Source organism: Anaerotignum propionicum DSM 1682, from assembly GCF_001561955.1.
In the GTDB taxonomy this organism is placed as follows: domain Bacteria; phylum Bacillota; class Clostridia; order Lachnospirales; family Anaerotignaceae; genus Chakrabartyella; species Chakrabartyella propionicum.
Map to the genome: position 1 here is coordinate 2,711,781 of NZ_CP014223.1, position 21,690 is coordinate 2,733,470.

Genomic DNA, 21,690 nt, shown 5'->3' on the forward strand with positions numbered 1-21,690 from the left:
TTATCTCCGCTTCCTCATTTTCAGGACTGTGAAAGCAAAAATAGGTAAACGCATCATTCTGCGCCATCTGGTGGGCTGTGTAATTAGGCGGTAAAACCATTCCAAACCAAGCTTTTGAAATAGCTTCGGTGCCCGCTTCACATTTCCTGCCATTACATCAAAGCTGCCGCCCACGCCAATGGAAACTCTGGCTCCAAAAAGACGCATATTTTCGTATATCCATTTTTCTTGTTTAGGCGCTCCCAGTCCTACTAACAGTATGGACGGAGATAGCTTTTTTATGTCATGAATTATCTTTTTTTCTTCTTTCCCATCAAAATATCCGTTGTGTATCCCAACAATTTTTAAACCAGGATATTTCCTTGTCATTCTTCTTGCGGCTTCCGCTGCAACGCCGGGGGCTCCGCCAAAAAAATAGAAGGTATGATCCGTTCCTGCCAATTCAGAGAAAAGATTTTGCGTTAAGTCATAACCCGCTACACGTTCCTTCAACCGAATAGAGCTGTATTTTGATGCCCAAACTACACCGATTCCGTCAGGCACAACCATATCTGCTTCCCTCAAAATGGACATCAGCTCCTGATTCTTCTGGGCCTCCATCACAATCTCAGGGTTTGGTGTACAGATAAAATGCTGCCCCTCGGTATTCAAAAGAATTTTTACCCTTGCAATGGCTTCTTTCATGGTCACCGCATCAAAGGGTACATTTAAAACCTGTGTCAATTTCCTCATTTTTTTCGCCCTCTTCCGTGCCGCAAAAGCTTCGCAAGATACTGTTCATTCTGGTGCGCCTGCCCTTCCAGCAATGCCTCTTTCTCTTCTAAAATCTCAATATATTTTTCTCTATTATGGATAATATCATCCACCATTTCCAGTGTTTTATCCATATCAAATTCTTTTAGCTTTCCGCCACTGGGCATTTCCAGCTTCTCCAAATAATATTCAATTTTAGGGTCATAAATAAACCCAATCAAGGGCACCTTTTGCCGTGCCGCAAATATCAGTGTGTGTAGACGCATACTGAGAATAAAATTCGATAAACTAATGATTCCCATCACTTCATAGGGAGAATAGTTATTATGGAGAATATAAGCATTTTGTTTCATCTTTTTGCGAACCTTTTCACTTACCGTAATATCATTAGGCATCTGCATTGCCAAAAAGACAATGGTTCTATCGTATTTTTCAATAATGGTATCGCAAAGCTTGGCAAAACGGTCAATAAACCGATCCATCTCCCGCCAGTTGCGCACAGAAACCACAACAAGGGGTTTGTCCAACGGAATACCTTCTGCCTCCAGAAGACTTTTTGCGTCTTCCTTTGTAATGCTCTCCATGGTAAATACAGGGTCAGCTGTCACAAAGCACTTTTTCGGATTTACACCCATGGAAAGAAGTTCATCATAGGAGTTTTCCTCTCTGAGGGTAATCAAATCCGCACGATTTACCACCTGTTTCACCAACCGCCTGTTTCTTTTTCCTGAAACAGGGCCGATGCCGTTGGCATAAAGCATCACTCTTTTTCTCATAAGCTTTGCTGCAACGGTAATGGAAAGATAATACATTAAGGAGCGGGTACTGGTGCTGTCCTGCAATAGGGATCCACCACCGCTTAACAAAACATCACAGTCTCGCACTGCACGCAAAACCTCCCAAAATCCAAAACGGTACACAGCTTCAATACCGTATTTTTCTCTGGTGCCAACAGGATTATTGGAAAGCACGGTAATGTGGTAGTTATCACCCATTTGCTGAATATTTTTGTGCATGGAAATCATGATAGCCTCATCGCCTGTATTGTTAAAGCCGTAATAACCGCTCATAACCACATGATACTGAGGTGTGTGCATTTCTTTCCAAGCTCTTTCATAAGCCTTCACACAATCCAAGGCCATTTTTGTAACGGAATAGTATTGGAAAATAACCTCCCTACCGTAAGCCCCCGCCTGCTGACGCTGTTCTGGAGTCATCTGGTTAAAGGCATAAACCACATCTTGATACAATTGCTTTTCTGTAGACAATTCACATCCACGACAGCAGAAATTGTTTTCTTGGGCGAGCTCTAGCTTATCTCGACCGAAAATACCAATATAACCCTCGTTACCCGCAACGATTGTGGTTTTTTCCCCAGCCATGGCTTCCAATGCCGCACGGCTGACACCCACAAATACATCCCCAACAGCTACCAGCTCATTAATATCTGTTCTGGCGCCTGTCATGGTGATACAGTTTTTCCCAATCTGTATATTCGCTTCTTTGCTTTTTTCCAACAATTCATTATAAACATCGCCGCCGCCAACAATAATCATACGAAGCCCGGGTATTGCTTTAGCAAGCTGTGGTGCAAGGGATATGAGCTGTCTTGCAACCAAAGCTCGGCTTTCATCCATACGACTTACATAAACTAAAGTAGTGTCTTCCTCCTTTAAGGAAAATTCCTTGCGTACTTTACTGCCATCCGTATTGGGAGAAAATTTTTCTGTATCAATCCCATTGATGGTAACAAATATATCTTCATTACGCACATGGTAATTTTCAATTAAATATCTGCGAATATCCTCACTGACTGCAACAACCTTCTGTCCCCAGTTGGTCAAATACTTCAAGCCCATCCCTGTATAAAAAACCCAGTGCGCTGATGTCACAAAGGTAAATTTCTGTTTTTTAAAGAGCAACCCGCAGATAAAGCCAGGAATTCTTGCATGGGAATGAACAATATCTACTTTCTCCTTGCGAATAATTTTTTTAAGCAAAAAGTAGGATTTTATCATCTTAAATACATTTCGTTGATGCATGGGTACTTTATAATGCTTAATTCCAACCTCTTCCAGCTCTTTCTCATAAACACCGCCGTTTGAAGCCACAATAATATCATACCCTTGCTTTTTCAATTCCTTTGACAGCTCAACCACATGGGTTTCCGCCCCGCCGATTTCCAAGCCCATTAAAGCCATTAATATTTTGTAATTCATATCCACCCCGCCTGTCACATTTCAATATTTGTAACCTTGATTGTCGGCTTCGCATACTTTGTAAAGACATCCATTTCCGAGTTTACCTTAAGCTCAACCACACCGTCCACAAAATATCCATCTTCTTTTTCCATCACAGAGCCATCAATAGTCATTTTCACTCTATAATAATCAGGATATTGGGCACGAACCATACCGCCATTGCCATCAGGCAAATTATAAAACAAAGGGGAGTACTCTATTCCCTTGATTTCACCGATGCAAATTCCCGTCTTATCATCAAATATTAAATCACCTTCATGAAGTGCTTTCACCGTAGGCATACGCACCTTATCAATAAAAGCGGTATATGTGGTTTTCTCAGCCTCTTCATCAACCCCAGAGGATTCAACCCGATTAATAACACCTGTCTTTAGAACGGCTAAAGCAACCACAGCCACTAAAGTTAGTATAATCAGTATATCAACAATATTTGGTCTTCTTTTGGCCATTCTTATTCACCGTCCCTTACTTCGACAACAATACCCTTAAATGCGTACCCCTTGCCCTTTACATTTAGCTCCATACCAACCTTTACCGTTGTGCCTTCCACAGTAATATCCTTCTCCGTTTCCGTACCGTTTCCTTCCACGGTTAAAGTGATATTACTATATCCTTCCACAGGCAATTTCTGATACGCTCCTGTTTCCTTGCTGAAAATCACCTCGGTATAGGGTTCTGAGGCTACTTCTTTGGCAACACCTAAATATGCCCCGGTGGAGCTGTTAAAAACCTTACCTCCGATAATAGGTGCCTCTGCAGTTTCCGTCAATACTTCCCGTCCCTCTACAACGTAGGTATACGCTTTTTTAGCAGAAGTGTCCTGTTTTCCACCGCCCATAAACAGCTTAACTCCAACTACTCCTGCAATAATGATAAGCAGAATCAAAATGATATCCACAATATTGAATATCCCAAATAGCTTTCTGTTTTTCTTCATTTTTTTTCCTCCAAATAAAGCCGCTCAATTCTCGACGTCATTTTCCGTGCAGTAAAATTTTCTCTTGCCCAAGCTTTAGCATGAATAGCAAGCTTTTGATAATTTTCTTCGTCCTCAAAAACCTCTGTAATCCGATCTGCCAAGGCCTTCCAATCCCCCACGGAAACAAGATAACCATTTTCACCATGGTGGATTACTTCATTCACGCCGCCACTGTCCGTACCCACAGCAGGTATTCCCACGCTCATCGATTCAATCACCGATAGGCAGAGCGCCTCATGCTTTGACGTAATTACATTCAAATCAAGCGCAGCCTCTATTTTTTCCACATCCTTTACAAATCCTGTAAAAAAAACGTGGTCTATAATTCCCAATTCCCTTGCTTCATCCTCCAAGGAGGTTCTCAAACTGCCATCACCAATAATATAAAAAGCAAAATCCTGTCGATGATTTAAAATTTCCTGAACCGCCAGCAAAAAAGTCTTATGGTCCTTCACCTCTTCCAGTCTTGCTACAATGCCAACAGCCTTTTTCAGGGGATCACCCCCAAAGGATGAAAGGATTTCCCATCTTTCCCCAGAAGAAATCGGTTCAATAGCGTCAATGCCATTATAAATAACCACAATCTGCTTGGGGTCCGTTCCACCGGCAATCATACTATGCTTAACTGCCTTGCTGACAGCAATAATGGTATCGCTGAACAACTTATTCAGCGTTCTTCTTGCGATTTTTTTTGCCAGCGAGCCTGGTTCCCCTTCCATGCAATGCTTTGTATTAATAATCTTAGGAACCTTGGCATGCTTCGCCGCTATTCTTGCGGTGAGGCTGGCATGGGTGTGAACAATATCAGGCTTTTCTTCCTTAAATAGTTCATAGAGTGAACTCTGTGCTTTTTTATCAAAGGACTTGTCCTCCATTTCTTTCATGGGAATCACTGCCACATCCAATGCAGTCACTGCAGCGTAAAGAGCGCTGTCGTCAGGCAAAACCACCCAAACGTCAAACCTATCCCGATTATGATGCTTCAAATAATTCAGTAGCCATCTTCCTGCCCCGCCGATATTGCGATCAGTCAAAACATGAAATACTTTTATTTTTCTCTCTGCCACTGCTTTTCACCCACTCTCACGCTTGCCATCCCAATACCCATAAAGCACCAGAATAGCAAAACGATACTATAATCAAACCAAATATGGTCTGTCATTCCCTGTAATAGTAATCCCGCAAAGCCGCCAAAAAAGGCCGCCAAAAGCATATGAAACCGCTTAGGAACTCTTATCATGCTGCCATAAAGCTTTTGGAAAAAGAACAGAAATAATATAATCAAAATCACAAAACCTAATATGCCAAGCTCGATAAATTCCTGTAAAAATAAATTATGCACATGGTAAGCATTAGCCGCTTCAAAGGAAAACAGTGGATAAACCTGATTAAAAGCATCCACACCAATTCCCGTTGCCCAATAGTGCTTTACAATCTCCCCACCTGCCCGATAGATTGACAACCGATATTGAGAAGAGGAATCGCTCATGGTTATGGAACTTGCCAATCTGGCCCAAAGAGACGCAGGTAATACAAAAGGCATAGCCAAAAGTCCTGCCAATCCCAGAGGGATTAACCTCCGCTCCGCCAAAAGCACAAAAAGTCCTGCGGAAAGCATTAATCCAAGCATCGCCCCTCGTGAGTTTGTCGCAAGCAGACCTAAGCAAATCACACCAAAACAGCCTAAATATAAAAATCTTCCCAGCCAATTTCGTACCTTCCAAAGCATGCCTGCCGCAAGGGAGCCGATTAATATCAAATATTCCCCTAAAACATTGGGGTTATTGAAGGTTCCATATGCTCGCGTTTGGATATTAAAGCTTTCTGCGTCTACCCAAGCCGCATCCATGTCAACTCCAACAACATATTGATAAACCGCATAAAGGGCAATCAAAACACCCGTTGAAATCATGACAAAAATGACAAAATCCAATTTCTCCTCAGTGTCTATACAGTCCTTGGCAACAAAAAACATTGACATAAACAGTAAGAAAATTGCCATGACTTGTAACGCTCTGGGAAAATGATAGCTGGTAAAGCTTCCATATATTAAACAAACACCAAACAGTCCCAAAAATATACTAACCAAGCTTGTCCGTTGTACACGAATACGTCCTAAGAAAAGGTTAATTCCATACAATCCTAAAGTCCCAAGACAAAGTAGAGCCAAAAGCATTGTGGGCAAAATGGGAATAGCAAACACAATGGCGCATAAACATAAAATCAAAAAATTCTGATTAAATACTCGAAGGAAAAAGCTTTCTCCAAAGACTATTGCAAGGGCATTTCTCTTTTCTTTCACAGCCTTACCTGAAAGAATTGTCAGCCTGTGCCATGTTCTCGGTATCACTCCATGCCATGTTCCTAAAGATGCATCCCAATTTTCACGAAAAAACCCGAGAATGCCGCTTTGCCAAAATGCATCTCCTATGACTAGGCTTATTTTGCGGTAGCAAGCATAAACCATGCTTTCCGTCCAAAGATGAACCACAGCTGTTATGATTCTTTCCAGTACACGGAAGCAAAAACTATCTTCAATTATCCAAGAAATACTTTGGAACATGCGAATATATCCTCTCTGTTCTTTTTTTCTTCCATTATGGTTGTTCTGGAAATCGGTTTTTCCTCTGTTCCTAAACTTTCCTAAAAGCGAAAATACCATTTTACCTTCCTCAATACCCAAGGCAAAGGAAAGTAACATATAAGATGCCCCTCCAATTGCTACAGGAATACCTAAAACTAAAATCCGACCGATTAATCCCGTACCCACTCTGGGTTCAAGGAAGCGAAAGCTCCCCAAAACAAAAACCAGCATGATCCCGGCACTCAATGCCATCTTACCAAGGCTAGTAATCAGTTTTTTATCAATTATTTCAGGGTAATGTTTTACTGTCGGCACCAAAAGCATCACCGCCGCCACTGTTGATGAAGCAGCTGCTGCCAGTGCCAAACCGCCAACGCCCATAGGCTCTAATAATAGTTTGCACAGAATAGCATTCACCGCAACCGATACAACCCCTGAATAAAACGGTCTTTTTCCATCCTGATTGGCATAAAATGCCCTACTCAAAATAGTCTGTATGCCATAGCCGATTATCCCAAGGGAGAAAAAGAATAGAGCTGTGGAGGTTAGACGGGTACCTTCAGCATCGAAAGCCCCTCTTTCATAAATCAAGGCAACTAAGGGATGACTCAATGCCATGATACCAACCATCATAGGAATTAGTAAAAACATCATAGAGCGTAGCGTGGCCTTTACAGTACTGCCAAACTCCTCCTGATTCTCTCCACTGGAAATACGAGAAAGCTTGGGGAAAATTAGATTGGCAATGGCTAAAACAAACACACCCACAATAATGGTGTATAAGTTATTGGCATACTCCAATACCGAAATGCTTTGATCGCCATTGGAAAGCTGCGAAGCAAAACGGCAGTTAATCATAAAATTGATGGGTTGTGCCCATGTGGCAATCATAACAGGCAACATCAACTTACCGATTTTTTTCAAGCCCTCATCTCGAAAATGGAAATCCGGTCGATACCAATACCCTTTTTTCTGCAAAGAAGGGATTTGAATAAATGCCTGCATCGCCCATCCAATTAAAAAAGCCGCAGTTAATCCATATATTCCATATTTTTTATTAAAAAAAACATAATATAAGATAATAATTGCGTTGGAAGCCACGCTGATTGCCGCAGGCACATTAAATTCGTCTAATGATTGTAGAATTCCCACAAAGGAGAAAGCAATAGCAGTAAATAGAATGGTAGGAAAAAGCATACGGGCAAGGGAGGCACACAGCTGTGCCGTTTCGTTATCAAAGCCAACTGCAAACAGCCATACAAACTGTTCGGCAAAAATAATGCCAAATACCATTAAAACAAAGGTTACTACTGTAATAAGGGTAACAAAACGGTTGGCAAGAGAAAAGGCTTCATCCTTCCCTTTTTTTTGTAAATACTCGTTAAAGATAGGAATAAAACTTGCAGAAATTGCCGAAGCAAAAACAGCATCGAAAAAAGTCCTGGGGATGCGGCTGGCAAGCAAAAATGCCACTGCCTCCATACCCAAGCCATAATTTGCAGCAAGAAATTGCTCTCGCATCAAGCCAAGAACCTTCCCCACTAATGTTATCATCATCATAAAGCTGACAGCTTTCACTGCCTGATTGCCTTTTTGTGACATAATTGTTCTCCTGTTGACAAGCTTCCTAAGGAAGCAAAATTTTTTGCAAACACACAAGATGGGTAGAGATTAATCTCCACCCACCTAATCTTACCTTATTTTGCCCAATTTTACAATAAATACTGTAAATTTGAAAGATTATTATACCTTGCCTATTTCATATGAAATATCCTGACCTTGAACACGTAATTTCAACATGCTAAAGCTGCCATTTACACCGCCATCCGTCTTCCAAAGATTGGGAAGATTGATATAACGCACACCGTCCTTTGCAGATGTCCACTGGGCAGTACCACAACAGGATACCACAAATACCGTTTTGCCTTGGGCAACATATTTATTCAAAATCCCACGGAAATACGAAGTCTCAGCCGCAGATTTAAATTCTCCCGGTGTTTTATCCATAATAATTACAATTGTGTCATTATTTGAAGCATCCAAATCTCTGGTTAAGCTTGCATACTGGGTAGGGTTTGTGGCACGAATGCCTCCCCCTGAGGCAGAAACCATGGCTATGCTTGTGCCACTTCTGCTTAAGAAACGATACCCTCCATTCCAGCTCAGAGTATCCAGCTTGGGTGCTGTTTTAATATCGCTTGCGCCGCCGTAAATTGCTACCTCTGCATTGGAATCCACCGCATCTCTTACCCTTGTTCTCACATCTGCATAAGTAGTATCATTAATCTTCCCTGTGCCGTTATAAGCCACAGTACCTGAAATATTCAAATAAAAAGCACCATCATTTGCTTTAGTAATCTTCTTTTGCAAAGGATCTGCCGCTGTGGTGGCATTTGGTGTTGTCACCGCCTTGCAGTCCCCAACGGTTACTGAAATATAAGCAGTTTGCCCATCCCTGGTACATTTGATATACGTTGAACCCGCTTTTGTTGCAGTAAAAACGTTGGACTTCATGGTGCCAATAGAAGTGTCTGCCACCTCGTAATTTGTAGTCGTGGATACCCAATGATTGAAACCGTCTGTATCAACCACTTGCATAGCAATGGTTGCCGTTTCCCCTGCCTTTTTCAGCTTAATACTGTTTGAAGCAGGCTTCAATTTGCTTGTTGTCGCTGAAACAACCCCAGCCTGTGAAGCTGTCTTATCCTTGTAAAGAGCTGTAACTTCAAAAGTACCCTTTTGAGAAGGAATAAAATCATATCCATTCCAAGTGCCCTCCACGCCAACTGCTTGCATGGTAACCTCATTTGCGGGAATTTCTATTCGATTATAATACTCATCTAAGCCATAAACTTTAAATGTAATGGTCTTATTGGGAAGAGTGCGCACCAAGGATGGGGTTATGGCGATTTTCTCAATTTCACCTGCTTGTGCCTTCTGGAAAATGCCTACAGCATTAATTACCTTTCTTTCGGAACCGTCAGAAACCGTGTTTTTCACCGTTACCGCTGAATCATCCACAGTTTTTACTGCCATTGTAGAGGAACCACCGCCGTCTAAGTGCATGGCATTATAAGCGCCGTATTCTCTCATATAGTTGGCCATTTCGCTATGGGTTACGCCAACGCTGTCACCACGACCATCAACCACCATAAAAATAGCAGTTTTGCCGTCTTGAGAAATACCGAATGCTGTTCTGGGCTGACGTCCTGTTGCTACAATCGCAGTAGCAGGTGCCTCAGCTCCATCAATTAGAAGCTTTCCGCCACCACCAAAAGCAAATTCTTTATTTTCAAAATCAACTGAGCTGTTAATATTTAAGGTGATAGAGTCATTCACCTGAAATACATTAGCTGCATTGTTACGATAATCCTTACTCATCACAATCAAATAGCCATCCTCGGGAACAGCTACAGTTTCTCCCGGTTGTGAAATATAGGTAATCATGTCACCCACCACCACAAATTTTACAAGCTCAGGAAAACGTTTGTCCAAATCTGCTGTACTTTTCGCCGCCTGCTTATCAAAATAAATAGGATAAACCATGGCAGTTACTTTGTTCATGGAAGCAAGCTCAATGGCTTTCTGACTATTGGCAAAGGTTGCAGTCATTTTAAAATAATCAAAAAAGGGATTATTGTTTTCATCCATGAAAAAGGAAGCGTACAAATCCCCATCATGATTTAAAGAAGTACCAGCCGAAACCAGTTCTCCATCCCTCATAACTGCTCCAAAAGGTGCTGAATAACTACCGGACATGCCAAAAAAGTCGGAATTCACTCCGGCAAGGGCTCCGTTATCGGTCAAAAGCTTTTTCACTGTTTCCTTTAGGCCGTACTCAACAGTACTTTCTACTTCTTTGAATTCCAGTGTACTTTCCGTCAAATCCACCTTTAAAACATGCAGATTCTGAATCCCCGCATCTGTCATACGGCTGCTTTTTTCGTACACAACCCCACGGGTTACTGTCTGCTCTGTCTTTTGGTCATAATATGTAGTGGCACCAAAAGCCCATGTAGTGGTAACCGAAACAGTCAGTGCTACCGCCAGCAAAGCTCCCATCAGTCGTCTCATTTTTCCTAATTGATACTTCATTGCCCAATCTCCTTTATTCCATAATTACTATTTAGACGTGCTCCTTTGGTTTTTGTTCCCAGATTTTTTTCGGAGATTTCCCAAAAAAGACGTAATCTGTCAACTTACGACTTTCATTCTAGCACTTTTCCTTGTAGATTTCTTCTTAATTCAAAAAATTTAATATATATGTAATATTTCAGTATAATGCTTCCAATTGACGTCCTTCCTTTTTTTCATGGGCAAAAGCTGCACTCTTTTATGGATGAAGTGGCGCTTGATGATTTCTCTTTCCGCTTTTCATCTGCCTTCTCCCAATTTGTGATGGGATATCTTCTTTTTGCCAACCTTCTTTTCATAGAAAATTTGTCCTTTTCATAAAATAATACTGATACAAATTAGGAGGTATTTATAATATGAAGAAAGCAGTAGCCGTTTGTCTTAGTTTGCTCCTACTTTTTGGCCTTGGCGGATGCAAAAAAGAAGAGCCTTTATCAGAACTGGAGACAATACAAAAGCAACTAAACGAAATGGATGGGTATTACTGTACCGCTTCCCTCACCCGCATCTCCAACAAAGGGGAGACCACCTACGGCACCAAGCAATATGCCAAATCAACAGGGGAATATCGTCTAGAATTGACTTCGCCCGAAAACGTTGCGGGAAACTATACGATATTTGACGGTCAAAAAATCTGTCAGTATAACCCCAGGCTGAATAACCAACTGATAAAGGATGTTCCTGCATCACAGCACAGAAACGAATTATTTTTAGGGCAGTTTATTAAAAACTATATGCAGTCTGAAGGAGTAGGTGTGGAAGCCGCCGCCTTGGATGAGTCCAAATGCATTGTAATGGAAGCCGTAATTCCTGGAACAGACGGTGCTTTGTCCTCAGAAAAACTTTGGGTAGACCGAGAAACCTATTTACCCAAACGGCTTGTTTTATATGACAGCCAAGGTCAGGAGCGTTATCGTCTGGATTATGATGAATTTGTTTATAATCCTGATTTCGAAGAAAATCTTTTTCAAATTAAAGAATAAAGGCTCCTTTTCGTGGCAATAATGGTAGCAGTCAGGACAGAAGCCAAATCTTAACATTACATATTTCTATGCCGCTGCTGCCTGATGAATTTTTCAGCGGAGCGTGAGCCTATGATCGTTAGAAGAGGAGATATTTTTTTTGCAGACCTAAGCCCTGTTGTGGGCAGTGAACAAGGGGGAATACGCCCTGTACTAATCATACAAAACGATGTAGGCAATAAATATAGCCCCACTGTCATCTGTGCCGCCATCACATCGCAGATGAATAAAGCAAAGCTTCCAACACACATCCCCCTATCCGCCGCGGAATATGACTTACCTAAGGATTCTGTCATTTTGTTGGAGCAAATCCGCACCATTGATAAACAAAGACTGAAAGAAAAAGTATGCCGCTTGGACACGGAAATGATGCAGCGGGTAAACCAAAGCTTATTGGTCAGCCTTGGTTTACAGCAAGCTTCGCAACATAAAGGGGTTTCAAATGAATAAAGAGAACACAAGGCGGCTTCCATTCAGAGAAGCCGCCTTGTTCATATGATTCAATTAAAACATAAAAAAGCAATGATAAATGAAAATTATATCATTGCTTTTTATTATAAACTTTTTCAGAAAACGTTGATTATATCTTAATCTAGCCCTTTCTGCCTTTGGAAGCCAATAAAAGCCATAAAAAATATAGTCCAATAAAAACAACAGTAAATAAGATTACGTTTTTTAACGTAACAGGCTGACCTATCATCAGAAGTGTGCCATGATAGACTAGCGTGGAAAGTATGCCCATTCCAAAAGCCTTTTTGAATATATCAAACCAATTCATACCTTATCCCCTTAAACCATGGTACCACGTACATGGTTATGTATCCTCTGGATTAATATATCCAGAGCAACCACGTTATTACCGCCTTCTAGTACAATAATATCTGACGATCGCTTGCTGGGTTCAACAAACTGCTCGTGCATCGGCTTAACCGTCGTCAGATATTGATTGACCACAGAATCCAGACTTCTGCCTCTTTCCTGAACATCCCTCAAAATACGGCGCAAAATTCTAACATCCGCATCCGTATCCACAAAAATTTTAATATCCATAAGATTGCGTAAAATTTCATTCTCAAAAATCAAAATACCCTCTATGACAATAACCTTTGTAGGATGAATCACCATAGTTTCATCAGAACGGTTGTGGTCTGCAAAATCATAAATCGGACATTCAATTTGAATGCCTTGTCTAAGCTTTTGAATATGTTCAATCATCAGCTGGGTATCAAAAGCATCAGGATGGTCGTAATTTAATAAGCTGCGTTCCTCATAGGACATATCATCATGACGCTTATAATAATTATCATGATATACAACAGTTACATCATCACCAAAGCGTTCCTTAAGCCTATTTGTCAGTGTTGTTTTCCCGCTTCCCGTTCCACCGGCAATACCGATAATCATTATGTCATCCACTGATTTTGCCTCCCCTTTCATCTTCCTACTGCTCCTTTGTCCCCAATATAATTCTGATATCCGCATTTGCACCAATCTCGTTTGGTGCAACCTCCACCTTTGCATCATTGAAAAAGGATACTAAATCGGTACCAACCCCCTCGTTTTTTACTTGAATCCTTGTATAGGTGTTGTGCTGTCCCGTGTAATTAGAGGGTGAACCTACACGATACCCCGCGTCCTCCAGCTTTTTGCTATAGGTTGCAGCTAGACCGTTTATGTCCCCGCCGTTGGCAACCTCTATCAAAAGAGCTTTGCTGTCTGCGGCAGCTCCTTGGGTATCTGTTGCCGCAGCACTATAAAATACACGGTCAACCATCTCTCTGGTTGCTTCTGCATCATGAATAAAATAAGATACGCTGCCAACATATTGCCCAACACCGGGAAGGGTTTCCATGGAGACATTGCCCATATTTATTTTATCTACATAATTTACATATTTTAATGCATCTGCCATAGAAATATCTGTATCAATATATTTGTACATCACAGAAATCAAGTCAGGCAGGTTTTTCAATATTGTTTCCGTGCTTAAAACCTTTTCTGCCAAAGCTTTTAAAAATAACTGCTGTGTTTGGATACGCGCCACGTCCCCCTCAACATAACGACGGAAGCGAACTAACTGCTCAGCCTTTTCTCCATCTAAATGTTGATCACCTTTTTTAAGATTAATCAAAGGATCCCCGGTATCTCTCATGTCCCAATACATATCCTGAGGCACGTACATATCCACACCGCCGATGGCATCCACAATGGCACGAAATGCTTCCAAATCTATTTTAACATAGTGGTCAATTTTAATCCCCAATAGGTCTTCTATTTCCAAAACTGTATTCTGACATCCCATCTTTTCACCACTGTAAGCGTGCACTGCATTTAACTTTGTGACCTGATTGTAAGAATGACCCTCAGCTTTTATATTAGCCTTAACTTCATCTGTAAGGGAAACTCTGGTATCTCTCGGTAAGGAAACCAGTTTAAGGCTCTCTGCCGCACTATCATAATGGACAACAAAAATAACGTCCGTACGGGTTCCATCCTTATCCACGCCAAATACCGCAACATTCATTTTAATATTTCGTTTTAGAAAAGCATCCAAAAGACTGGTATCCGACGCATTGTTGCGTACCACTCCTTTATCTGCAAAAGGAGGATTTCCCGTTATTTTGTAATATGCAAAGCAAGCCCCACCGGCAAGCATCACAAATGCCAAAACAATAGAAACTACTATTTTAAAGAACACCCTCACTGGATTAAATCCCTTTTTCTTTGGTGCGATTCGTTCCGCTTGCCGTACAGGCTTTCTTTGTTTTCCGCTCATCTTCTCACCTATCTGTCTTTTTTATTCTGCCATATTTTGCTCCGATTCCGGGGTTTCAATACCATAAATTAAACTTTGAATCAAAGCCTTTGTTCCCGCTTCATCCATATCAAAGAATCTGCCACCTTCACCGGGAATGGTAACTGTTGTCATTTTTGCAGGATCAATTTCTTTTAAATACTTCACATATTTCAGTGCCTCAGAAAGAGTGATATCACTTTCCGTCTTGTCCAAAGCAACTTGAATTAGACTGCTCATATTTTTCATAATTGATTCTGTACTACAAACTTTCGCCAAAAATGCACGCATAAAATCCTGTTGAACTTGTATTCTTTTCAGATCCTTTTGGGCATATCCCTCTCGAAAGCGCACCAATTGTTCCGCTTTTTTTCCATCCAAGTGTTGGAACCCTGGTTGAAGGTCAATATACAAATCCTGATAAGGATCAACATAATAAAGCCTGTCCTTCACTTCCATGTCCACACCGCCAATGGCATCTACAATATCACGAAATGCAGTTAAATCTACCTTAACATAGTAATCAACCTGTATTCCAAGAATTTCCTCCATCATCTTAACGGAAAAAGCACAACGGTTGTCCTCTCCTGCATAGGCATGCAATTCCGTCAGCTTACATTCTCCATAAACACCGTCTCTTTTCGGAACAGTTCGTCCATTCTTTTCCAAAATGGAAGTCATTTCATTGGTCATTATCACCCTTGTATCTCTGGGAACCCCGATTAAGCTGAGTGCCTTTGTTCTGGTATTAAAGCTGGCTATCATGCTCACATCGGCGCGGAATCCATCCTCATCTGTCCCTAAAATCGCCAAATTGATAATTTCATCCTCAATTTCAGAGGGTGAAGAAGCTGATACCTTAAATGTAGGTTTCTCAGCCTTTCCTTCCCATTTTTGCAGTGCCACATATGCCTTAGAACCACCATATACCAACCCCAGAAAAAAAAGAATGCCAAAAACCATAAAAAATCCTTGCATCCTCCTTTTTTGCGCTAATCTCCTGCGCCTCACATTTCGTTTTCCTTGGGGCGCTTTGGGTGGTGCCTCTTTGTATACCCTTGCAATTGGTTTTTGCTCAACCCTTTTTCGCTGTCCTCTTACTTCTTGCCGTCGAGCCACCTGCCTTTTTATGTTTATCTCGTCACGTCTATCCCGATACTCATAATCTATTCTTTTTCTTCGCATTCTACGTTTCTCCTCAAACGTCAGCCTAAACTGACAATTCTACAACTTATTTATTATACCAAAGCATGCAAAAACTGACAATAAAAAATAGCAGTATTTCTGAATCAAAGCTGTTTTTCTACAATTTCAGCACCTTTCACGTTATAGCACACGCAAAAAAAATGGTTATCGGTCAAGTTTCATTCATACAATGCATGTTGTGTTCTTTTTCAAACTTTAAATTATTTTAACTTAAACCCTATAAAAACCTCTTTTTTAGGGTAAATAAGGAATTTTTGCCCATAATTAGATTATACAGGATTTTTCAATGTTAAATTCTACAATTTTCTTAATTATAATTCGACATTATGTTGCAATTTCTTTACTTTTATTGAAAAAGCCCGTATAATGCAAGCAATGAAATTTTTCGGAGGTCTTGCATATGTCAGAAACAAACCTAAATGATAAAGATAATAAATTTTTCTTATTCCTAAAAAAATATAGAATATGGATTTTTTTAATCGCAGCCTCGGTTTTCATAACAGGTGGAGTCTTTCTCATCACTTCCAATCATCTGTATTTACTCTTCATCAATTTTTTACATAATCCTGCATTATTCATCTTGAATATCTTACCTGTATTCCTATTAATAGTGCTCGTCTATTTTATATCCGGCAGAGCAGCCTTTTCTGCCACATGGGGTGCAGCTGTTTTTCTTCTATTATCTTTTGTTGATAAAATGAAAATAACCATGCGACAAGAGCCATTGCTACCCTCAGACTTAACCTTGGTGAAAGAAGTATGGGCCATCGTCAAAAACTTTCCACGCCCTCAGCTTATCCTTGTTGGCTTATCCTTTATGGCACTCATCGTTCTTTTGGCTTCAGCCTTCTATTTATCTAAAGGAGAAAAGCCCCTATGGAAATTCCGAATAATAGGGTTTCTCGTCTTTCTTATGATCGGGTATGGTGCTAATGCATTATTGTATGCCAATGTTAACTTATATAATAGATACCCCGTCATGGGAAACCCCTATTTTCAAGTGAATCAATATAACTCCAAAGGGTTGATCTATTCCTTCTTCCATCAATTTAACATTACAAGGATCACATCGCCTCAGGGTTACAACAAGGCCTTTTTTGATGAGCTGGAAGGCGCCGAGACCGTAACCACAGCAAACAATAAGCCTCATATTATCATGATTATGGGAGAGGCTTTTTCTGACTTAAGTGATAATCCCAATTTAGACTTTTCCAATTATCAAGACCCATTGGAAAACTTTAAGGAGATGGCAAGCAGCAAGAACGCAGTGAGTGGTAAAATTGTAGTGCCCGGCTTTGGCGGCGGTACCTCAAACACTGAGTACGACGTTTTAACGGCATGCCCCACCAGATTTTTAAACAATCCATTGCCTTCCTATAATTTTATCCACCAACCCTTTGACGCACTGCCTCGAAGATTGGCACAAATGGGATACGAAACCCAAGCCATTCATCCCGGTTATCAGTGGTTCTATAACCGTAAAAATGTCTATCCAAATTTAGGCTTTGAAAACAGCTACTTTCTGGAAACCTCCTTTGACTTGGCGACCCAAGGAATCGGTGGATATGTTAGCGACAAGGCAGCCATGGACAGCATTATAAAGAACTTAGATAACCACATTAAAACGAAGGATACACCACTATTTTCTTTTACTGTGACCATACAAAACCACGGGCCTTATGGTGGTCATTATGGCACTCTGCCGAAAAGTTTTGATACGGATATTCCATTGACAGATACCCAAAAAGACTTACTGACTCAATATTTTAAAGGAATCCGCGATGCAGACCATGAGTTGGGTCGGTTAAGAGATTATGCACAAGAAAGCACCGAACCCATTGTTATTGTATATTTTGGAGACCACCTTCCGGGTTTCTCTAATGGTATGGAATTCTTTGACCTCTTGAATTATCAAATAGATCCAAATGGCACATTGGAGGAGCGCCTTGCTTTATATGAAACACCTTTTCTCATTTGGCAAAATGATGCTGCAAAAAAAGAATCTCAATTTAACGAAACAGCGGAGAAGGCAAAACTGCCTGCATCCGGAGTAATCAATGCCCATTATCTAGGTGCCCTTTTGACACAGCTGTTAGATATGAAAGGGGTTTCTCCCCTTTTTGATTACGCAAACGAAGCTCGCCAAGTTCTTCCTGCAGGTACAAACAACATCTTTGTTGATAGCAAGGGCAGTTTTTCAGACATAGCAACTAAGGAACAGCTGGATGTGATACATCGCCTTCGTGATTGGCAATACTATAAACTTTTTGATCAAACAACATTAAAATAACCACCATAAATTTTCGCAGTGAGAAATATTTCACTGCTTTTTTCTTTCTATGAAATTTTTTACAGTTTAAGATAATAAAATTTCAAAGATACCGCTACATAATTATACAAAATAACGTTTTTTTCATCAAAATACTGAATAAAAAATCATGAATGAATTTTTAAATATGTATGATTTTAAACCATTTTTTAGTTATATTCCTTAGTCTTAAAACGTATTTTATTAAATCTAATATTATAACGCACAAAAAAAAATATTTATTTTTTATTTTTTTATTGAATTTGATTAACTTTTCATGTAAAATAAAAGCGATCCATCACCATCTGGAGTTTATGGAAATTGTATGTGAGCCGCCTAGTGTCACAATGATGTCACAAGGCAAAAAAATGCAATACTACTTGGAGGGAGGGCTTAAGATGTAGCATTTTGTCGTCACACGAAACTTTTTGTGACGAGTAGTTGCTGGATGGATTTGACTAGATTTTAGTCAAAACGAAATTATTCATTTTTTTAAGGAGGAATTATATGTCAGCATCATTAGAAAACCGCGGTCAATTTGGCTCCAAACTAGGCTTTATCCTTTCTGCGGCTGGATCTGCAGTAGGTCTTGGTAACATATGGAAATTCCCTGGCAAAGCATATAATAATGGCGGTGGATCTTTCCTGGTAATCTACATACTTATGGTAGCTTTAATCGGTACAACCGTAATGCTTGCAGAATTTACACTTGGTCGTAAAACGCAAAAGAACGCAGTTGGTGCTTTACGTGAACTTAACGCAAAATATTCCTGGGTTGGTGGTTTAGGAATTTTAACAGGTTTTATTATTCTTTGTTATTACTGTCAGGTTGGTGGCTGGACCATCAAATATATTATTGCTTATCTTACAGAATCTACAACAGTATACGCTGACCCAACAGCTTACTTCTTGAACATGCTTGGTGTAAACGGGTTCCCTCTGGAAGGCGCAATCATTTACCCTCTCATCTTCCTTGGACTGACATCTTTCATTATCAGCCGTGGTGTTGCTGAAGGTATTGAAAAACTCAGTAAGTTCCTTATGCCATTGCTGTTTATCTTGTTGTTAGGCTTAATGATTCGTGCTTGTACATTGCCTGGCGCAGGCGAAGGTGTTGCTTATATGCTCCACTTTGATCCTTCCACAATCAACGGTAACTCTTTCCTTGTAGCACTTGGTCAGGCATTCTTCTCCCTTTCCTTAGGTATGGGCGTTATGATTACTTATGCTTCCTACTTGAGCAAAGATGATAACTTGGTAACAAATACAGGCGTAGTTTGTGTATTGGATACTTGTGTTGCATTGTTTGCAGGCTTTATGATTATCCCAGCTGTATTTGCAACAGGTATTGACCCCGGTATGGGCGGCGGTTTCGCTTTCGCAACACTTGCTGGTGTATTTATGTCAATTCCCGGTGGTACAATTTTCGGTTTGTTATTCTATGCATTATTGTTCTTTGCCGCAATTACATCCTCCATTTCCATTCTGGAAGGCACCGTAGCCTTTCTGGTTGAAGAAAAAGGTATGGAACGTAAGAAGACTGTTGTTTATGTTTCCGTTGTACTGTTCATCATCGGTATTTTCTACACACTGTCTCAGGCATATCTGCCTATCAAGGGTGTTTGGTGGTCATTGAGCGGTATTGAATTCCCTATCTTCGGTGACTTTATGGAATACCTGACTGATCGTTTGCTGTTGCCTTTTGGTGCATTCTTTACAACTGTATTCGTTGGCTGGATTTGGGGCACCGATAACGCAATTAAGGAAGCAACCTCCGATGGCAAATTTAAATTCGGTCTTGCTCCCCTTTGGGCATTCCTTGTAAAATTTGCAGCACCTGTTGCTATCTTGTGTATTATTGTAGCAGGCTTATTGTTAGGTATGTCTATTTCCTAATATTAAAAAGAAACAATGAAATGATAATCTCCAAAGGGTGTCGACTTCGTCGACACCCTTTTATAAATTTCATACTCAATATGTATTCCACCAATATCCTTAGAGAACCGATTGATTATACAATCTCAATAGATTCTTTCGGGCTTATTTAATCCATCTCATTATTAAAAAAGCGACAACAAAATTTCTTTTGCCGCCGCTCTTAAAACAATTAAAATTTGCCTACAGAAAACTTATAAAACCAAGGCAGTTGCAATACTAAAGTAAATTACCAATGCAACAGCATCAACCACAGTAGAAATCAATGGTCCTGCCATCATTGCCGGGTCTAGTTTTAAAGACTTTGCTAAAATTGGAAGCAAACAACCGATGGTTTTTGCTAAAACAACCACTGCTGCCATACTTAACGATACAGAAAAATTAATCCAAAAACCTGTATCTCGATTTACCAAAGTCATTTTCAGTATATTAATTAATCCTAATGCAACGCCACATAAAACGCCAACACGAATTTCCTTCCAAACAACCTTTAATGCATCTCTTATCTCAATTTCTCCCAAGGCCATACCACGAATAATCATTGTGGAAGCTTGTGAGCCTGCATTTCCGCCCGTACCTGTAATAATAGGGATAAACCCAGAAAGTACCACAGCCACCTCCAAAAGACTATTGAAGTGGCCAATGACAAAACTGCTTAACGTTCCGGAAATCATTAAAACCGAAAGCCATACAATTCTGTTTTTCGCCAATACCATGACAGGAGTTTTAAGATATTCTTCATCAGATGGGATCAATGCTGCCATCTTTTCCATATCTTCCGTTGTTTCCTGCTCAATAACATCAACGATATCGTCAACGGTAATAATGCCCACCAAACGTCCTTCTGTATCCGTAACAGGCAGAGCCATCCAGTTGTATTTTTTAAAGATGTTAGCTACCTCTTCCTGATCGTCCGTGGTTAGAACAGATACAACATCATCCTGCATCAGTTCATCAATGGTATTGTCATCCGCCGCACAAATTAGTGTTCTCAATGGAACAACACCAATTAGCTTTCTCTGATCATCGATGACATAACAAGTATAAATTGTTTCCTTATCCGTCCCCGTTCGCTTAATCTGCTTCATGGCATTTCCCACTGTCATGCTACTGTGCAGCCTCACAAACTCTATGGTCATCAAGCTTCCTGCCGAATTTTCAGGATAATTCAAAAATCGGTTAATCAGCTTTCTTGTTTCCGCATCTGTGTTACGCAAAATCTTTTTTACAAGATTTGCAGGTGCCTCTTCCAAAAAGTCCACCGTATCATCCAAGAACATCTCGTCCACAATGTTCCGAACTTCTCTATCTGTTATTGAATGAACAATGTGCTCCTGTGTATCACTATCCATATAAGAAAAAACCTCTGCCGCCATATCTTTGGTAAGCAAACGGAAAACAAAAAGCTGTTTTTCCGCAGTCAATTCTTCAAAATACTCTGCCACATTGGCAGGCTGTTCTGAGTTCAATTCCTCTTTTAATCGAGCATATTCCCCTGATTCCATTAATTTATTTAAGAAATCAAATAATTCCTGCATTTCCTCCATAATCTTCACCCCGTTCCAATAAAAAAACACGACTTATTTTTTTCAAATTAGCCGTGTATTATCCGAAAAAAGGCGTAAGAATCGAAGGGTCTAGTCCAAGTCATAAGGTAAACCCAAATACACGGCAATATTTAACTGATACGTTCGATAACTCTCAGGTTCTAAAG

At 40.3% G+C, this 21,690-nt stretch carries 17 protein-coding genes; 4 read left to right on the forward strand and 13 right to left on the reverse strand.

Features of this window, described 5'->3' with window-relative positions; all coding sequences use genetic code 11:
- The 7 genes from CPRO_RS12755 to CPRO_RS12785 all read right to left on the reverse strand — a co-directional run bounded on the left by CPRO_RS12755 (position 1) and on the right by CPRO_RS12785 (position 10,672).
- Positions 1 to 732 (reverse strand): WecB/TagA/CpsF family glycosyltransferase, encoded by a 732-nt coding sequence (locus CPRO_RS12755; protein WP_066052564.1) that lies wholly within the window; start codon positions 730 to 732, stop codon positions 1 to 3.
- A complete protein-coding gene (gene csaB, locus CPRO_RS15070; RefSeq protein WP_082754364.1) occupies positions 729 to 2,972 on the reverse strand; it encodes a polysaccharide pyruvyl transferase CsaB in 2,244 nt (747 codons plus the stop codon). Before csaB ends, CPRO_RS12755 begins: the two co-directional genes overlap by 4 nt.
- 14 nt (positions 2,973 to 2,986) lie before the next feature.
- Complete coding sequence (locus CPRO_RS12765; protein ID WP_066052567.1) at positions 2,987 to 3,463, reverse strand: DUF4330 family protein; 477 nt, start codon at positions 3,461 to 3,463, stop codon at positions 2,987 to 2,989.
- 2 nt (positions 3,464 to 3,465) lie between these two features.
- Complete coding sequence (locus CPRO_RS12770; RefSeq protein ID WP_066052570.1) at positions 3,466 to 3,951, reverse strand: DUF4330 domain-containing protein; 486 nt, start codon at positions 3,949 to 3,951, stop codon at positions 3,466 to 3,468.
- Positions 3,948 to 5,060, reverse strand: coding sequence for a glycosyltransferase (locus CPRO_RS12775; RefSeq protein WP_066052573.1), 1,113 nt, complete (start codon positions 5,058 to 5,060; stop codon positions 3,948 to 3,950). Before CPRO_RS12775 ends, CPRO_RS12770 begins: the two co-directional genes overlap by 4 nt.
- Positions 5,042 to 8,179, reverse strand: a complete 3,138-nt coding sequence (gene murJ, locus CPRO_RS12780) for a murein biosynthesis integral membrane protein MurJ (protein ID WP_066052575.1) — start codon at positions 8,177 to 8,179, stop codon at positions 5,042 to 5,044. Before murJ ends, CPRO_RS12775 begins: the two co-directional genes overlap by 19 nt.
- Before the next feature lie 141 nt (positions 8,180 to 8,320).
- Positions 8,321 to 10,672 carry a phosphodiester glycosidase family protein gene (locus CPRO_RS12785; RefSeq protein WP_066052578.1) on the reverse strand — a complete coding sequence of 784 codons (2,352 nt, stop codon included), beginning with the start codon at positions 10,670 to 10,672 and terminating at the stop codon, positions 8,321 to 8,323.
- Positions 10,673 to 11,067: 395 nt separating this feature from the next.
- Here CPRO_RS12785 and CPRO_RS12790 point away from each other — a divergent pair, with 395 nt between their 5' ends.
- Together CPRO_RS12790 and CPRO_RS12795 are read left to right on the forward strand one after the other, a co-directional pair.
- On the forward strand, positions 11,068 to 11,694 hold the full coding sequence (locus CPRO_RS12790) for a LolA family protein (protein WP_066052580.1): 627 nt from the start codon (positions 11,068 to 11,070) through the stop codon (positions 11,692 to 11,694).
- 111 nt (positions 11,695 to 11,805) lie between these two features.
- A complete protein-coding gene (locus tag CPRO_RS12795) occupies positions 11,806 to 12,183 on the forward strand; it encodes a type II toxin-antitoxin system PemK/MazF family toxin (protein WP_066052583.1) in 378 nt (125 codons plus the stop codon).
- 142 nt (positions 12,184 to 12,325) lie between these two features.
- On the opposite strand, the gene CPRO_RS12800 is transcribed toward CPRO_RS12795, so the two are convergent.
- The 5 genes from CPRO_RS12800 to CPRO_RS15430 all read right to left on the reverse strand — a co-directional run bounded on the left by CPRO_RS12800 (position 12,326) and on the right by CPRO_RS15430 (position 16,501).
- The gene (locus CPRO_RS12800; RefSeq protein WP_066052587.1) at positions 12,326 to 12,511 is read right to left on the reverse strand and encodes a hypothetical protein; all 186 of its coding nucleotides are present in this window, start codon (positions 12,509 to 12,511) and stop codon (positions 12,326 to 12,328) included.
- Between the two features lie 11 nt (positions 12,512 to 12,522).
- Positions 12,523 to 13,170 carry a uridine kinase gene (gene udk / locus CPRO_RS12805; protein ID WP_066052590.1) on the reverse strand — a complete coding sequence of 216 codons (648 nt, stop codon included), beginning with the start codon at positions 13,168 to 13,170 and terminating at the stop codon, positions 12,523 to 12,525.
- Positions 13,171 to 13,174: 4 nt separating this feature from the next.
- Positions 13,175 to 14,509, reverse strand: a complete 1,335-nt coding sequence (locus CPRO_RS12810; protein ID WP_066052593.1) for an LCP family protein — start codon at positions 14,507 to 14,509, stop codon at positions 13,175 to 13,177.
- 21 nt (positions 14,510 to 14,530) lie between these two features.
- The gene (locus tag CPRO_RS12815; RefSeq protein WP_066052596.1) at positions 14,531 to 15,712 is read right to left on the reverse strand and encodes an LCP family protein; all 1,182 of its coding nucleotides are present in this window, start codon (positions 15,710 to 15,712) and stop codon (positions 14,531 to 14,533) included.
- Between the two features lie 639 nt (positions 15,713 to 16,351).
- A complete protein-coding gene (locus tag CPRO_RS15430; protein WP_157881684.1) occupies positions 16,352 to 16,501 on the reverse strand; it encodes a hypothetical protein in 150 nt (49 codons plus the stop codon).
- Between the two features lie 211 nt (positions 16,502 to 16,712).
- On the opposite strand from CPRO_RS15430, the gene CPRO_RS12820 reads away from it, so the two are divergent.
- Both CPRO_RS12820 and CPRO_RS12825 read left to right on the forward strand, forming a co-directional pair.
- The gene (locus CPRO_RS12820; protein WP_162264911.1) at positions 16,713 to 18,023 is read left to right on the forward strand and encodes an LTA synthase family protein; all 1,311 of its coding nucleotides are present in this window, start codon (positions 16,713 to 16,715) and stop codon (positions 18,021 to 18,023) included.
- A gap of 525 nt (positions 18,024 to 18,548) precedes the next feature.
- A complete protein-coding gene (locus CPRO_RS12825) occupies positions 18,549 to 19,937 on the forward strand; it encodes a sodium-dependent transporter (protein WP_066052601.1) in 1,389 nt (462 codons plus the stop codon).
- 233 nt (positions 19,938 to 20,170) lie between these two features.
- Here the strand turns inward: CPRO_RS12825 and mgtE are convergent, their stop codons facing one another.
- Positions 20,171 to 21,514 (reverse strand): magnesium transporter, encoded by a 1,344-nt coding sequence (mgtE, locus tag CPRO_RS12830; protein ID WP_066054062.1) that lies wholly within the window; start codon positions 21,512 to 21,514, stop codon positions 20,171 to 20,173.
- Between the last annotated feature and the right edge of the window lie 176 nt (positions 21,515 to 21,690).

Excerpts from the sequence above, each read along its gene's own strand:
- CPRO_RS12770 (WP_066052570.1), bottom strand. The coding sequence starts at position 3,951 with ATGAAGAAAAACAGAAAGCTATTTGGGATATTCAATATTGTGGATATC.
- CPRO_RS12795 (WP_066052583.1), top strand. The coding sequence starts at position 11,806 with ATGATCGTTAGAAGAGGAGATATTTTTTTTGCAGACCTAAGCCCTGTT.
- CPRO_RS12765 (WP_066052567.1), bottom strand. The coding sequence starts at position 3,463 with ATGGCCAAAAGAAGACCAAATATTGTTGATATACTGATTATACTAACT.
- CPRO_RS12790 (WP_066052580.1), top strand. The coding sequence starts at position 11,068 with ATGAAGAAAGCAGTAGCCGTTTGTCTTAGTTTGCTCCTACTTTTTGGC.
- udk (WP_066052590.1), bottom strand. The coding sequence starts at position 13,170 with ATGAAAGGGGAGGCAAAATCAGTGGATGACATAATGATTATCGGTATT.
- CPRO_RS12785 (WP_066052578.1), bottom strand. The coding sequence starts at position 10,672 with ATGAAGTATCAATTAGGAAAAATGAGACGACTGATGGGAGCTTTGCTG.
- CPRO_RS12825 (WP_066052601.1), top strand. The coding sequence starts at position 18,549 with ATGTCAGCATCATTAGAAAACCGCGGTCAATTTGGCTCCAAACTAGGC.
- mgtE (WP_066054062.1), bottom strand. The coding sequence starts at position 21,514 with ATGCAGGAATTATTTGATTTCTTAAATAAATTAATGGAATCAGGGGAA.
- CPRO_RS12815 (WP_066052596.1), bottom strand. The coding sequence starts at position 15,712 with ATGCGAAGAAAAAGAATAGATTATGAGTATCGGGATAGACGTGACGAG.
- CPRO_RS15430 (WP_157881684.1), bottom strand. The coding sequence starts at position 16,501 with ATGGCCCATACTTCTTTCACCAAGGTTAAGTCTGAGGGTAGCAATGGC.
- CPRO_RS12755 (WP_066052564.1), bottom strand. The coding sequence starts at position 732 with ATGAGGAAATTGACACAGGTTTTAAATGTACCCTTTGATGCGGTGACC.
- CPRO_RS12800 (WP_066052587.1), bottom strand. The coding sequence starts at position 12,511 with ATGAATTGGTTTGATATATTCAAAAAGGCTTTTGGAATGGGCATACTT.
- CPRO_RS12820 (WP_162264911.1), top strand. The coding sequence starts at position 16,713 with ATGGGAAACCCCTATTTTCAAGTGAATCAATATAACTCCAAAGGGTTG.
- murJ (WP_066052575.1), bottom strand. The coding sequence starts at position 8,179 with ATGTCACAAAAAGGCAATCAGGCAGTGAAAGCTGTCAGCTTTATGATG.
- CPRO_RS12810 (WP_066052593.1), bottom strand. The coding sequence starts at position 14,509 with ATGAGCGGAAAACAAAGAAAGCCTGTACGGCAAGCGGAACGAATCGCA.
- csaB (WP_082754364.1), bottom strand. The coding sequence starts at position 2,972 with ATGAATTACAAAATATTAATGGCTTTAATGGGCTTGGAAATCGGCGGG.